This window comes from Streptomyces sp. NPDC126497 (assembly GCF_040302425.1).
In the GTDB taxonomy this organism is placed as follows: Bacteria; Actinomycetota; Actinomycetes; order Streptomycetales; family Streptomycetaceae; genus Streptomyces.
Window position 1 is genome coordinate 23,926 of record NZ_JBEORT010000011.1, and the last position, 13,135, is coordinate 37,060.

At 70.9% G+C, this 13,135-nt stretch carries 11 protein-coding genes and 1 tRNA gene; 2 read left to right on the forward strand and 10 right to left on the reverse strand.

What is annotated here, in order from left to right; translation table 11 throughout:
• Positions 1-48 precede the first annotated feature (48 nt).
• From ABTY20_RS08495 to ABTY20_RS08510, 4 genes are all read right to left on the reverse strand, one after another.
• Positions 49-1,488 carry a GH1 family beta-glucosidase gene (locus ABTY20_RS08495; protein ID WP_351996206.1) on the reverse strand — a complete coding sequence of 480 codons (1,440 nt, stop codon included), beginning with the start codon at positions 1,486-1,488 and terminating at the stop codon, positions 49-51.
• A 109-nt stretch (positions 1,489-1,597) separates the two neighbouring features.
• On the reverse strand, positions 1,598-2,503 hold the full coding sequence (locus ABTY20_RS08500) for a carbohydrate ABC transporter permease (RefSeq protein ID WP_351996207.1): 906 nt from the start codon (positions 2,501-2,503) through the stop codon (positions 1,598-1,600).
• 11 nt (positions 2,504-2,514) lie between these two features.
• Positions 2,515-3,525, reverse strand: a complete 1,011-nt coding sequence (locus tag ABTY20_RS08505) for a carbohydrate ABC transporter permease (protein WP_351996275.1) — start codon at positions 3,523-3,525, stop codon at positions 2,515-2,517.
• 5 nt (positions 3,526-3,530) lie between these two features.
• The gene (locus tag ABTY20_RS08510; protein ID WP_351996208.1) at positions 3,531-4,892 is read right to left on the reverse strand and encodes an ABC transporter substrate-binding protein; all 1,362 of its coding nucleotides are present in this window, start codon (positions 4,890-4,892) and stop codon (positions 3,531-3,533) included.
• A gap of 343 nt (positions 4,893-5,235) precedes the next feature.
• Between ABTY20_RS08510 and ABTY20_RS08515 the strand changes: the two genes are divergently transcribed.
• The gene (locus ABTY20_RS08515) at positions 5,236-6,291 is read left to right on the forward strand and encodes a LacI family DNA-binding transcriptional regulator (protein WP_351996209.1); all 1,056 of its coding nucleotides are present in this window, start codon (positions 5,236-5,238) and stop codon (positions 6,289-6,291) included.
• A 111-nt stretch (positions 6,292-6,402) separates the two neighbouring features.
• Here ABTY20_RS08515 and ABTY20_RS08520 read toward each other — a convergent pair.
• The 3 genes from ABTY20_RS08520 to ABTY20_RS08530 form a co-directional block, all read right to left on the reverse strand.
• A tRNA-His gene (locus ABTY20_RS08520) sits at positions 6,403-6,475 on the reverse strand.
• Between the two features lie 118 nt (positions 6,476-6,593).
• Positions 6,594-7,196, reverse strand: coding sequence for an oligoribonuclease (gene orn / locus ABTY20_RS08525; protein ID WP_351996210.1), 603 nt, complete (start codon positions 7,194-7,196; stop codon positions 6,594-6,596).
• Positions 7,197-7,386: 190 nt separating this feature from the next.
• Positions 7,387-8,604 (reverse strand): helix-turn-helix domain-containing protein, encoded by a 1,218-nt coding sequence (locus tag ABTY20_RS08530; RefSeq protein WP_351996211.1) that lies wholly within the window; start codon positions 8,602-8,604, stop codon positions 7,387-7,389.
• 728 nt (positions 8,605-9,332) lie between these two features.
• Between ABTY20_RS08530 and ABTY20_RS08535 the strand changes: the two genes are divergently transcribed.
• A complete protein-coding gene (locus ABTY20_RS08535; protein WP_351996212.1) occupies positions 9,333-9,860 on the forward strand; it encodes a universal stress protein in 528 nt (175 codons plus the stop codon).
• Between the two features lie 94 nt (positions 9,861-9,954).
• Here the strand turns inward: ABTY20_RS08535 and glmS are convergent, their stop codons facing one another.
• The 3 genes from glmS to ABTY20_RS08550 form a co-directional block, all read right to left on the reverse strand.
• Positions 9,955-11,772 carry a glutamine--fructose-6-phosphate transaminase (isomerizing) gene (gene glmS / locus ABTY20_RS08540; RefSeq protein WP_351996213.1) on the reverse strand — a complete coding sequence of 606 codons (1,818 nt, stop codon included), beginning with the start codon at positions 11,770-11,772 and terminating at the stop codon, positions 9,955-9,957.
• A gap of 12 nt (positions 11,773-11,784) precedes the next feature.
• Positions 11,785-12,042, reverse strand: a complete 258-nt coding sequence (locus tag ABTY20_RS08545; protein WP_030217181.1) for a hypothetical protein — start codon at positions 12,040-12,042, stop codon at positions 11,785-11,787.
• Between the two features lie 85 nt (positions 12,043-12,127).
• The gene (locus ABTY20_RS08550; RefSeq protein WP_351996214.1) at positions 12,128-13,012 is read right to left on the reverse strand and encodes a DUF4429 domain-containing protein; all 885 of its coding nucleotides are present in this window, start codon (positions 13,010-13,012) and stop codon (positions 12,128-12,130) included.
• Positions 13,013-13,135: the final 123 nt, after the last annotated feature.

Below are 13,135 nucleotides of genomic sequence, written 5' to 3' on the forward strand. Positions count from 1 at the left end.
GAGTGCCGCGCCCCTTCCCCGCTCCCCCGTCCCCTCGGCCGGAGCCGGTCAGATGTGATCCGGCTCCGGAAGCGTCCCCGACTTCGCGGCCTGCGCGTACCACAGGGCGCTGGACTTCGGGGTCCGCTGCTGGGTCACGTAGTCCACGTACACCGCGCCGAAGCGCTTGTCGTAGCCGTACGCCCACTCGAAGTTGTCCATCAGGGACCACAGGAAGTAGCCGCGCACGTCCGCGCCGTCGGCGATGGCCCGGCGCACCGCCGAGAGGTGCCCGTACAGGTAGGCGACGCGCTCCGGGTCGTGCACCTTGCCGTCGGAGTCCGGCTTGTCGTCGTAGGCCGCGCCGTTCTCGGTGATGTAGAGCGGCAGCCCGGGCGCCTCGCGGTGGTAGCGCATGATCAGCTCGTGCAGGCCCGACGGGTCGACGGACCAGCCCATCTCGGTCTGCTCGCCCGGCGACTGGTGGAAGGCGACGTCGTCCGCGGCCGGCCACGGCGAGTGCTCGCTCGACCCGTGGCCGTCGGCCCGCGGGCCCTTGTCGTCCGGGTCCGCCGCCGAGACCAGGGTGGGCGTGTAGTAGTTGAGGCCGAGCGCGTCGATCGGCTGGTGGATCAGGTCCAGGTCGCCGTCGAGGACGTACGACCAGTCGGTGAGCGACGAGGTCGCCTCCAGCAGCGTCTCCGGGTAGGCGCCGTGCAGGATCGGGCCGTGGAAGATGCCGCCGGACAGGTCGTCGATCTTGCGGGCCGCCGCCCGGTCGGCCGGGTCGCTCGGCGAGAGGGGCCGCACCACCGAGGTGTTGAGGCTGAGCGAGATCTGGTTGCGGGTCGGCATCACCGAGCGCAGCGCCTTGGTGGCGAGGCCGTGTCCCAGGTTCAGGTGGTGGGCGGCCTTCAGCGCGGCCGCCGGGTCGGTGCGGCCGGGGGCGTGCACCCCGGAGGCGTAGCCGAGGAAGGCGCTGCACCACGGCTCGTTGAGCGTCATCCAGTTCTCGACGCGGTCGCCGAGCGCCTCGCCCATGATCTGCGCGTACTCCGCGAAGCGGTACGCGGTGTCGCGCTCCGGCCAGCCGCCCGCGTCCTCCAGCTCCTGCGGCAGGTCCCAGTGGTAGAGGGTGACGGCCGGCTTGATGCCCTTCGCCAGCAGCTCGTCGACGAGCCGGCGGTAGAAGTCCAGACCGCGCTGCACGGCCGGGCCGCGGCCGGTGGGCTGCACCCGCGACCAGGAGACGGAGAAGCGGTAGGCGCCCAGGTTCAGGTCCGCCATCATGGCCACGTCGTCGCGGTAGCGGTGGTAGTGGTCGACGGCGATGTCACCGGTGTCGCCGCCGGACGTCTTGCCCGGCGTGTGGCTGAAGGTGTCCCAGATGGAAGGCGTGCGCCCGTCCTCCCGCACCGCTCCCTCGATCTGGTACGCGGAGGTCGCGGCGCCCCAGAGGAAGGCGGGGGGAAAGGTCACCGGGGTCGCCGGCGTTGCGGAGTCAGACATGGAAGCGCTCCCATAGGAGGTCGTGGAAGACCGACGAGTACGGAAAGGAGGGGGGAGGGGCCGAGGCGGCGGTGACCCGGCCCCCAGGGTACGAGGACGGAAGCGTGCGTCAGCCCTTGACGGCGCCCTGCATGATGCCGCCCACGATCTGCTTGCCGAAGATCGCGAAGACCAGCAGCAGGGGCAGCGTGCCCAGCAGCGCACCCGCCATGATCAGGGACTGGTCCGGGGTGTACCCGCGGCCGAGACCCGCGACCGCCACCTGCACGGTCGGGTTGCCGGTCTGGGTCAGCACCAGGAACGGCCACAGGAAGTCGTTCCAGGTCTGCACGAACATCAGCATGCCGAGCACGGCCATGGCCGGCCGCGCGGCCGGGAAGACCACGTGCCACACCACGCGCCAGCTGCTCGCACCGTCCACCCGGGCGGCCTCGATGACCTCGTCGGGCAGCGCCTGCAGCAGGTACTGCCGCATGAAGAACACGCCGAACGCGCTCACCAGCGACGGGAAGATGACCGCCTGCAGCTGGTCGGTCCAGTCCAGCTTGGCGACCATCATGTACAGCGGGATGATGCTGAGCTGCGGCGGGACCATCATCGTGCCGATGACCAGCAGCATCAGGGCGTTGCGGCCCTTGAACCGCAGCTTGGCGAAGGCGAACCCGGCGATCGTCGACAGCACCACGATGGTCACCGCGGAGATGCCCGCCACGATGGTGGTGTTGAGGAAGGCCTCGCCGAGGTTGGCGTCCTTCCAGGCGATCTCCAGGTTCTTGAACAGGTTCGAGCCGAACCAGAGCGGCGGCGGGTTCTCCGCCAGGCGCTGGTTGTCACGGGACGCGGCGATCGCGGTCCACACCAGCGGGAACAGCGACACGAGGGTGAACAGGATCAGGACCGCGTACGCGATCGGACCGCCGTGCAGGGTGCCGCCCGCTCGCGCGGACTTCGGCAGACGCGAACGCTTCGGCGCCTTGGCGGGCGATGTCTCGGGGGGCGTCACAGTCGTCGTCACGGCCACACTCCTTAACTGCTGGCGCGCAGCCGGCGCGAGATGAGCTGGTTGATGATGCCGATGACGATCAGGATCGCGAACATGGTCCAGGCGATCGCCGAGGCACGGCCCAGGTGCTGGTTGACCCAGCCCTGTTCGTACAGGTAGAGGCCGAGCGTCTGGAACTGGTGCTCCGCGCCGCCCGACGCGCCCTTGTTGGGGTCGAACAGCAGCGGTTCACCGAAGACCTGGCTGGCGCCGATCGTCGAGACCACCACGGTGAACAGGATCGTCGGACGCAGCGAGGGCAGCGTCACGTGCAGGAACTGCCGCCAGCGGCTGGCGCCGTCCAGCGCCGCCGACTCGTACAGGTCCTGCGGGATGGCCTGCATCGCGGCCAGGTAGATCAGCGCGTTGTAGCCGGTCCAGCGCCAGATGATGATGGTCGACACGGCGATCTGGCCGGGCCACTTGTCGTCCTGCCAGCCGATCGGGTCGATGCCGACCGCGCCGAGCGCCCAGTTGATCATGCCGTAGTCACGGCCGAAGAGCAGCACGAAGACCAGGGTGGCGGCGGCGATCGAGGTGGCGTACGGCGCGAGCATCGCGACCCGCCAGAAGGTCGAGGCGCGGAGCTTGTAGTTCAGGATGTGGGCGATGCCCATGGCGATCAGCAACTGCGGGACAGTCGAGATGATGCCGATGGTCAGGGTGTTCTGCGCCGCGTTCCAGAAGAAGTCGTCGTCGAAGATCCGGGTGTAGTTCTTCAGCCCGACCCAGTTCATGTCGGTCGGCGCGGTCAGCTCGACCTGGTGCAGCGAGGCCCAGCCGGTGTAGATCAGCGGGAACAGCCCGAAGGCCGCGAACAGCAGGAAGAACGGCGAGACGAACGCGTACGGGCTCCAGCGGGCGTCGCGCTGCCAGCGGCGGGACAGTTTGGCCCGGCGCCTTTCTTCCTTGTCCACGGAGGGGCCCCCGGGCGCACGGCCCGGGGCCGCGCCCCCCTTGACGGGGGACGCGGCGATGTCGGAACGGGTGGCCATGCGGGTCACTTGTCCAGGTTGTTGTCGATGGTCTTGGTGGCCGTCTCCCAGGCCTCCGCGGCGGACTTGCCCTTGGTCACCAGGATGACGCCGTTGTCCGTCAGACCCTGCTGGATGATCTGGTCCTTCGGGCCGATGACCTGGACCGGGATCTGCTTGGCGGCCTCGGAGAAGATCTCGCCGATCGGGGCGTCACCGGTCATCTCGTTCTTCGCACCGGTCACCTCGGCGCTGTCGTACGCGGCCGGGGCGCTCGGGAAGGAGCCCTGCACCTTGAACAGCTTCGCCTGCTGCTCGGGCGCGGTCAGCCAGGCCACCAGCTTCTGCGCCTCCTCGACGTTCTTGCCGCTCTTCGGCACGCCGAGGAAGGAGCCGCCCCAGTTGCCGGACTTGGGGGCCACGGCGACGTCCCACTTGCCGGCGGCGTCCGGCTTCGACTTGCCCTTGATGGTGCCGAGCATCCAGGGCGGGCAGGCGACGGTGGCGAACTTGCTGTTGGCGATGGTGGTGTCCCAGGCCGGCTGGAACTGCGTCTGCGACTGGACCAGGCCCTTCTCGGCGGCCTCGGCGGTCAGGTCGAAGGCGTCCTTGACGGCCGGGTTGGTCTTGTAGATGACCTCGCCGGAGGCGTCGTAGAACTTCTCCTCCTCACTGCTGAGGATGGCGTTGATCAGGCCACCGGGGGAGTCCATGAAGAAGGAGTCCTTGCCGGCGCCCTTCTTGTACTTCTCACCGGTCTCGATGAACTTCTTCCAGTCACCGGCCCACAGCTCGCCGACCTCCTTGCGGTCGGTCGGCAGACCGGCCTTCTCGAAGAGGTCCTTGCGGTAACAGATGGCCATCGGGCCGACGTCCGTGCCGAGACCGATGGTCTGGCCGTCCTTGGTGGTGGCCTGCTCCCACTTCCAGGGCAGCCAGCCGTCCTTCTTCACGCCCTCGACCTTGGACAGGTCCGTGAACTTGTCCGCCTGGGTGCCGACGACCTCGGCTATGTTGGCGACCTCGATCGCCTGGACGTCCATCAGACCGCTGTTCGTGGTCAGGTGGTTGACGAGAGCCGGGTAGTAGTTCTCGTTCCGCTCGACGACGTTCTCTTCGATGTTGATGTCGGGGTTGAGCTTCTCGTACTCGGCGTAGAGGCCGGCTTCCTTGAAGCCCATGGTGCCGAAGAGGCCCAGGGTGATCGTCGTCTTGCCCTCACCGCCGCCGCCCGACGAGGAGTCGGAGTCGTCTCCACCGTCGTCGGCACAGCCGGCCAGCAGCCCGGTGCTCAGCGCCACCGCCGCTGCGACGGCCAGCGCCTTGCGGGCGATGGGCTTCCCCCCGCCCGACCGCTGCCGAGAGAGGGGGAGGGTACGTGCTCGCATTGCGTCCTCCTGTTGCCCTGACGTGCCGACCCCCCGGCCAACGGCTTTGTTGGACCCGTATCTTGCGCGTTGCGGCTCGGGCGGGGAACGTGCGGGTTGTGTATGTGTCAGGTACCGTGGGAGCGCTCCCACAAGTGATGTGTTGAAGAGTCCCGGGTCCGGGCGGGGGTGTCAAGGGAACAGACACGGCAAAGTGCCTTCAGTTATCTGCCTGTTAACTTGGCGCCGGGGCTCCGCCCCCGGAGGTCCGAGGTCCGCACGCCGCTCTCCCGGCGGCGACCACCGTCACGGGCGGGGCTGTTAGATTCCAGGCCAGCGTGACATACGACGGAAGGCGGAGCCGATGGCAAGCCACGGGGCGCGAGGCCGGAGCGGCGGCCGGCCCACCCTCGAAGAGGTGGCCGCGCGCGCCGGTGTGGGCCGCGGCACGGTCTCCCGCGTGATCAACGGCTCCCCCCGGGTGAGCGACGCCACGCGCGCCGCCGTGGAGGCGGCGGTCGCCGAGCTCGGTTACGTCCCGAACACGGCCGCCCGCGCCCTGGCGGCCAACCGCACGGACGCCATCGCCCTCGTCGTGCCCGAGCCGGAGACCCGGTTCTTCGCCGAACCGTACTTCTCCGACATGCTCCGGGGTGTCGGCGCGGCGCTCTCCGACACCGAGATGCAGCTGCTGCTGATCTTCGCGGGCAGCGACCGGGAGCGGCAGCGGCTCGCCCAGTACCTCGCCGCCCACCGGGTGGACGGGGTCCTGCTGGTGTCGGTGCACGCCGACGACCCGCTGCCCGACATGCTGTCCCAGCTGGAGATCCCGGCCGTGATCAGCGGCCCCCGCTCGGCCGACGAGACGCTCGCCTCGGTGGACTCGGACAACTACGGCGGCGCCCGCCAGGCCGTCGAGCACCTCATCGGCCGGGGCCGGCGGACCATAGCCCACATCACCGGCCGCCTCGACGTGTACGGCGCCCAGCGCCGCATCGACGGCTACCGCGACGCCCTGCGCGACGCCGGCCACGAGGCGGACGAGCTGCTGATCGAACGGGGCGACTTCTCCGAGGAGGGCGGCCGGCGCGCGATGGCGGCGCTGCTGGAGCGCCGCCCCGACCTGGACGCGGTCTTCGCCGCCTCGGACGTCACCGCGGCCGGCGCCCGGCACGCCCTGCGCGAGGCGGGCCGCCGCATCCCCGACGACGTGGCCCTGGTCGGTTACGACGACTCCGCCATCGCCCGCCACCTGGATCCGCCGCTGACCAGCGTGCGCCAGCCGATAGAGGAGATGGGCCGCGCGATGATCGACCTCCTCCTCGCCGAGGTCGCCGACCGCCGCCCGTCCGCCTCCCGGGAACTGGAGCGGCGGCAGATGGTGCTGGCCACGGAGCTGGTGGGCCGCGCCTCGTCGTGACGCCCCGGACGGGCCCCCGCCGGCGCCCGGCGCCGGGGCCCGCCCGGCGTTCACCGCCGGGAACGAGTTCAGCCGGTGACCTCTCCACGAGGTCACCGGCTGAACGGTGAGGGTGAGTGACGGGACTCGAACCCGCGGCATCCTGGACCACAACCAGGTGCTCTACCAGCTGAGCTACACCCACCATGGCCTTGTCGGTTGGAGTCGGTGACTTCCCCGACCGGCCGAGAAAAAGTGTACAGGGTCCGAAGGGGTGCTCGCGCACGCTTTCCGCGGCGGCCCCCGACGACCCCCCGATCCGCCTACTGAGCAGGCAGGACGTGCTTCGCTGCGATCCTCTTCGCGGTGTCCGAGTCGGGTCCCGGCTGCGGTACGAAGACGGCCTCGCGGTAGTAGCGCAGCTCCGCGATGGACTCCCGGATGTCGGCGAGGGCGCGGTGGTTGCCGTTCTTCTCGGGACTGTTGAAGTACGCCTTCGGGTACCAGCGGCGGGCCAGCTCCTTGATGCTGGACACGTCCACGATGCGGTAGTGGAGGTAGTCCTCCAGGGCCGGCATGTCCCGCAGCAGGAAACCGCGGTCGGTGCCGACGGAGTTGCCGCACAGGGGCGCCTTGCCGGGCTCCTTGACGTGCTCCCTCACATAGTCGAGGACCCGCCGCTCGGCCTCCTCGAGCGTCGTGCCGCCCTCCAGTTCGGCGAGCAGCCCGGACGCGGTGTGCATCTCCCGCACCACCTCCGGCATCGTCTCCAGGGCCCGCTCCGGCGGACGGATGACGATGTCGACGCCCTCACCGAGCACGTTCAGCTCGGAGTCGGTGACGAGGGCGGCCACCTCGATGAGCGCGTCGTCCGACAGCGAGAGGCCGGTCATCTCGCAGTCGATCCACACCATGCGATCGTTCATGTGTCTCACCTTACGGGGCGCCGCACGGTGCGGGACCGGGTGGTGAAGCGCGGGCTCCCGTGGCGTCCCGGCGCCGGTGCGGACGTCGCCGGGCCGCCGCCCCGGCCCCGCTCCGGGCCCGGGGTCCGTACACGGCGAACGGGCCGGAGCCCGATGGCTCCGGCCCGTTCGCCGTGTGACGGCGGTCGGCTCACGGCGCGCTGCGCTGGCCCGGAAGGGCCGGGGCCGTCAGGGACGGGCCCAGGGCGCCGGCCGCCGCCGTGCGGCGGGACTGGTGCGGGAGCGGGCCGTCCGGGTGCAGGGCGGCCGGCACCTGGGGTCCCGGCTGGCCCGGCTGGCCGGATGAGAGGGCTCCCGCGGCGCCCTCGGTGTCCTGGTTCCGGTCGGCCTGCGGGCGCCGCGCGCGGTACGCGGCCCGGTAGGCGGCCGGGGACGAGCCCAGCTGGCGCCGGAAGTGTCCGCGCAGCGCGACCGGTGAGCGGAAGCCGCAGCGTCCGGCGACCTCGTCCACCGAGTAGTCCGACGTCTCCAGCAGGCGCTGCGCCTGGAGCACCCGCTGCGTGATCAGCCACTGCAGCGGCGCGCTGCCGGTCAGCGAGCGGAACCGTCGGTCGAACGTGCGACGGCTCATGTACGCGCGTGCCGCCAGCGTCTCCACGTCGAACTGTTCGTGGAGGTGCTCCAGCGCCCAGGCGACGACCTCGGCGAGCGGGTCGGCGCCGATCTCCTCCGGTAAAGACCGGTCGAGGTAGCGCTCCTGGCCGCCGCTGCGGCGCGGCGGGACCACCAGGCGGCGGGCGAGCGCGCCGGCCGCCTCGTTGCCGTGGTCCGTGCGCACGATGTGCAGGCACAGGTCGATCCCGGCGGCGGTGCCCGCCGACGTCAGCACGTCGCCGTCGTCCACGAAGAGTTCCCGTGGATCGACGTGCACCGACGGATAGCGTTTCGCCAGCGTCGGCGCGTACATCCAGTGCGTGGTCGCTGGACGGCCGTCCAGCAGGCCCGCCGCCGCGAGGACGAAGGCGCCGGTGCACAGCCCGACGATGCGGGCGCCCTCCTCGTGGGCCCGGCGCAGTGCGTCCAGGGCCTCCTCCGGCGGTGGCGAGGTGATCGAACGCCAGGCCGGCACCACGACGGTGCCCGCCCGGGATATCGCCTCCAGGCCGTGTGGCGCGGTGAGTTCCATGCCTCCCGTCGTCCGCAGGGGGCCTTCTTCGCCCCCGCAGACGAGCAGGCGGTAGCGCGGTACGCCGGCGTCCTGGCGGTCAACCCCGAACACCGACAACGGTATGGAACTCTCGAAGATGGGGCCGCCGCTGAACAGCAGCACCGCGACGATCTCCTTGCGGCGGCGCCCGGAGAGCTTCCGGTTCGTCGTCTCCTGCGCGGCAGTGGAGTCGTGGCTCATCCTGCTAAGCCCCCCTCGGTGGTCGCGGCTCCTCGGTTGTGTCGCTCCTGCACGTTTCCCCTCGGTCCTGCACGAGTCCCCCGCCGTAAGACATCAAGATCGAATCTACTGTGTCCCGTCGCGCGCCGGTGGCCGGTTCGACACCCGGCGCATTGTCGACTTGGCAACTTGGCGTGAAGCATTCGATCACGAAGCGTTGCACTCGTGGGCCGTGCGGGGAAGTGCGCCTTGTCGCGGTGGCCAATCCGCGTAGGGTGCGCAGGGCCCCGCGGACCCTTTTCGTGCAGGTCGAACGGGGGGTGGGGGGTGGTCACGGCGGGGGACGCACACCGGCCAGAAGTTGGCTGAAAAGATACGAGGGAGGGCATGAAAACCGGTCAGCCGACCGGTGTCGCCTCGCCCCCGCGCCGCCGGCCCCGCGGCAGGCCGCACAGGGGCGGCGCACGGCCGGACCGCGGGTCGCCGCGGGTCGGGGGGCGGCCGTCCGGGACGGCCCTCCCGTCGCCGGCGCGTCCCGCGCGAACCACCTGTAGAGGGCAGCAACCGTTGCGTGACGGGCGGACCCTCGTGCATGCTCCGGGGAACCCGCTTGCCCGTACGCGCGGGATCTGGGCTGAGGAGGCGTGCCGCCGTACCCTTGAGGGTATGGGCCCGGGAAGGCAATTCCCGGACACAGCTCCGCCGCCCACTGTCGTCCCTTCACGAAGGATCACCACCCCGAGACAGCCATGGCCGGTCACGAATTCTTCGAACCCGCGGACCGCAAGCGGCCGGTCGCCGATCCCACGGCGGCCGAACCCCTGGCGGCGGAGGAGCCACGCCATCCCTGTGATCCCGCGTTCCGGCACGGAGTGGTCGTCGGCTTCGACGGCTCCACCTCCAGCGAACGGGCCCTCGCCTACGCCGTCGGCATGGCGCGGCGCTTCGGTTCGAGCCTGATCATCGTCCACGTCGCCAACCGGCTGCCCACCACGGTGTGGGCCGGCTGCGAGCCGCCGGTCTTCGTGGACGTCCCCGACCACCGCACGGAGGTGCTCGGGCTCGAGCTCGCCTGTGCGGACCACCTGACCGAGGTGCCGTGGATCCTCGTCGAGCGCGGCGGGGACATCTGCCACGAACTCGAGGAGGTGGGGCGGGAGTACGCCGCCGACGCGATCGTCGTGGGTTCCACCCACGGTCTCGTGGGGCGGATCTTCGGGTCCGTCGCCGGACGGCTGGCGAAGCGGGCGCAGCGGCCGGTCGTCGTCATTCCGTGAGCGGGCACGGGCCCCCACGTGTCGGTGGCGACACGTGGGGGCCCGTTCCGCTTCGTGGTGTCCCGCGCGGTTCCCCGCGCCTCCCGGGGCGCCGCTACTCGACCGTGACCGACTTGGCGAGGTTGCGCGGCTTGTCGATGTCCCGGCCGAGGGCCAGGGCGGTGTGGTAGGCGAGGAGCTGGAGGGGGATGCCCATGAGGATGGGGTCGAGCTCGTCCTCGTTCTTGGGGACGAGGAGGGTGTGGTCGGCCTTCTCCTGGTGCTGGTGGGCGACCGCCACGATCCGGCCGCTGCGGGCCTTGATCTCCTCCAGCGCCGCGCGGTTCTTCTCCAGCAGGTCGTCGTCCGGGACGATCGCGACCGTGGGCAGGGCCGGCTCGATCAGGGCCAGCGGGCCGTGCTTCAGCTCGGAGGCCGGGTAGGCCTCGGCGTGGATGTAGGAGACCTCCTTGAGCTTCAGGGAGGCCTCACGGGCCACCGGGTAGCCCCTCACGCGGCCGATGAAGAGCATCGAGCGGGCCTCGGCGTACTCCAGGGCCAGCTTCTTGATCTCCTCCTCCTGCTCCAGGATCTCGGAGATCTGGGCCGGGAGCCTGCGCAGCCCCTCGATGATCCGCTTGCCGTCGCGCACCGACAGGTCACGGGTGCGGCCCAGGTGCAGGGCGAGCAGGGCGAAGGCGACCGTGGTGTTGGTGAAGCACTTGGTGGACACCACGCACACCTCGGGCCCGGCGTGCACGTAGACGCCGCCGTCCGCCTCACGGGCGATCGCGGAGCCGACGACGTTGACCACGCCCAGCACCCGCGCGCCCTTGCGCTTCAGCTCCTGCACGGCCGCCAGCACGTCGTACGTCTCACCGGACTGCGAGACCGCGACGTACAGGGTGTCGGGGTCCACGACCGCGTTGCGGTAGCGGAACTCGGAGGCCGGCTCGGCGTCGGCGGGGATGCGGGCCAGCTCCTCGATCATCTGCGCGCCGATCATGCCGGCGTGGTACGAGGTGCCGCAGCCCAGGATCTTCACGCGGCGGATCCGGCGCGCCTCGCGGGCGTCCAGGTTGAGGCCGCCCAGGTGCACGGTGGAGAAGCGGTCGTCGATCCGGCCGCGCAGCACGCGGTCCACGGCCTCGGCCTGCTCGTGGATCTCCTTGTGCATGTAGGTGTCGTGGCCGCCCATGTCGTACGAGGCCGCCTCCCACTCCACGGTGGTCGGCTCGGCGGTCGTCCGGGTGCCCTCGGTGGTGTAGGTGCGGAAGTCGTCGGCCTTCAGCGTCGCCATCTCGCCGTCGTCCAGCGTCACGATCTGCCGGGTGTGGGCGACCAGCGCGGCTATGTCGGAGGCGACGAACATCTCCTTCTCGCCGATGCCGAGCACGACCGGCGAGCCGTTGCGGGCCACCACGATGCGGTCGGGGAAGTCGGCGTGCAGGACGGCGATGCCGTAGGTGCCCTCGACGAGGCGCACGGTCTCGCGGACCCTGTCCTCCAGCTTCTCGGCCGTGGAGCGGGCGATCAGGTGGGTGAGGACCTCGGTGTCCGTCTCGGAGAGGAACTCGACGCCGTCCGCCTCCAGCTTGCGGCGCAGGTCGGAGGCGTTGTCGATGATGCCGTTGTGGACGACGGCGACCTTGCCCTCGGCGTCCAGGTGCGGGTGGGCGTTCACGTCGGAGGGGGCGCCGTGGGTGGCCCAGCGGGTGTGGGCGATGCCGGTGGTGCCCTTGAAGCGCGCCGGGACCTTGGCCTCCAGGTCGCGCACCCGGCCCTTGGCCTTGACCATCTTCAGGCCGGACGCCTTCGGGGAGGTGACGGCGATGCCCGCCGAGTCGTAGCCGCGGTACTCCAGGCGCTGCAGGCCCTCCAGCAGCAGGGGAGCGACCTCACGCCTGCCGATGTATCCGACGATTCCGCACATGTGTGTATGTTCCTAGCCGTAGACGATGCGGCGCAGCTGCCGGAGCGAGAGCTCGGGCGGGGCCACCGCGCGGTATCTGAGGTCCGCCTCGATCCGTTCGAAGATCGTCGCGTTCACCAGGCCCTGGGCCTGGAGCTCGCGGTGGCGGCGACGGACGTACTCCTCGGTCGTCTCGTCGAAGTAGGCGAGCACGTCCTGGACCACGCGCAGCGCCTCGCCCCGGCTGAGGGGCGTGGACCGCGTCAGATGATCAACGAGTTCGTCGTGCACCCGATGATCCTGGGGTACCGGCCACGGTTTCGCAAGAAACCTGCCCGATTTCGGGCAGGACTCACCGCCGAGGTCCGGGATCCGCTCACATCCGCTTGAGGACCGCCTGTTTGGCGAGGGTGAACTCCTCGTCCGTCAGCACCCCGGACCGGTGCAGTTCGCCCAGCTCCCGCAGCCGGCGCAGCAGGGCGTCGTGGTCGTCCTCGGCCGCGGCGGGGGCCGGCCGCGGCGGCGCGGCCGCCGGCTCCCGCGGGCGCTCGTCGGCGGGAGCGGCCGGATGCGGCAGACGGGCCTGGACGGCGGCGGCGACGAGCGCCATCAGCGGGTCCTTCTTGAAGCCCCACAGCTCCACCGCGTGGGGGTCGTACTTGGCGGGCGCCCCGGTGGGGGAGTGCCGCACGAGGAAGCGGAGGTGGCCGTTCTCCAGGCCGGCCGCCGGCTGCCACTCCACACCGGTCAGGTCCGCCAGCGCGAGGGTGCGGACGCCGGCGGCGGCCTTGGCGTCCTCCGTCTTCCAGTTCCACTCCAGCCGGACGCGCTCGCCGTCGAAGCCGACCGTGCCGTCCCCGGCGGAGACGGACAGCGGCACGGACGGGCCGGGCAGCAGGTACTCGGTGACCGGGCCGGAGGGGACCTGGTCCAGCAGCAGGGCGGTGCGGACCTCCTCCGCGAAGTACTCGGCGACGCCGTAGCGGTCGGATTCGACGACCAGCCGGTAGGGGTCGTGCGGTTCGGTGAGCCGGCCGCCGGTCGCCTGCAGCAGGGGGTCGGCGCCGTCGCGCAGCCGGAGCCTGAGCCGCCCCGACCTCTTGCCCTGCTCCAGCGAGACGCCCGCCAGCGCCCGCAGCGGCACCACCAGTTCACCCAGGCTCCTGCGGAGCAGCCCGACGCCCTTGTCCCGCCCGGGGGTCAGCCGCAGGGCGTCCCCGTCGAAGGTCCAGGTGCCGTCCTTCTGGATGATTTCCACCATGGGGGGATTGTTCCACCGGATCCGCCGGAGAGCGCTCCGGGCCGGTCCGCATTCCCTTGCGGGGCAGCGGAGTTGACGCGGTCCTCGTGCCGACGGGCGCCCCGGAGGACCGTACTGCGGGGC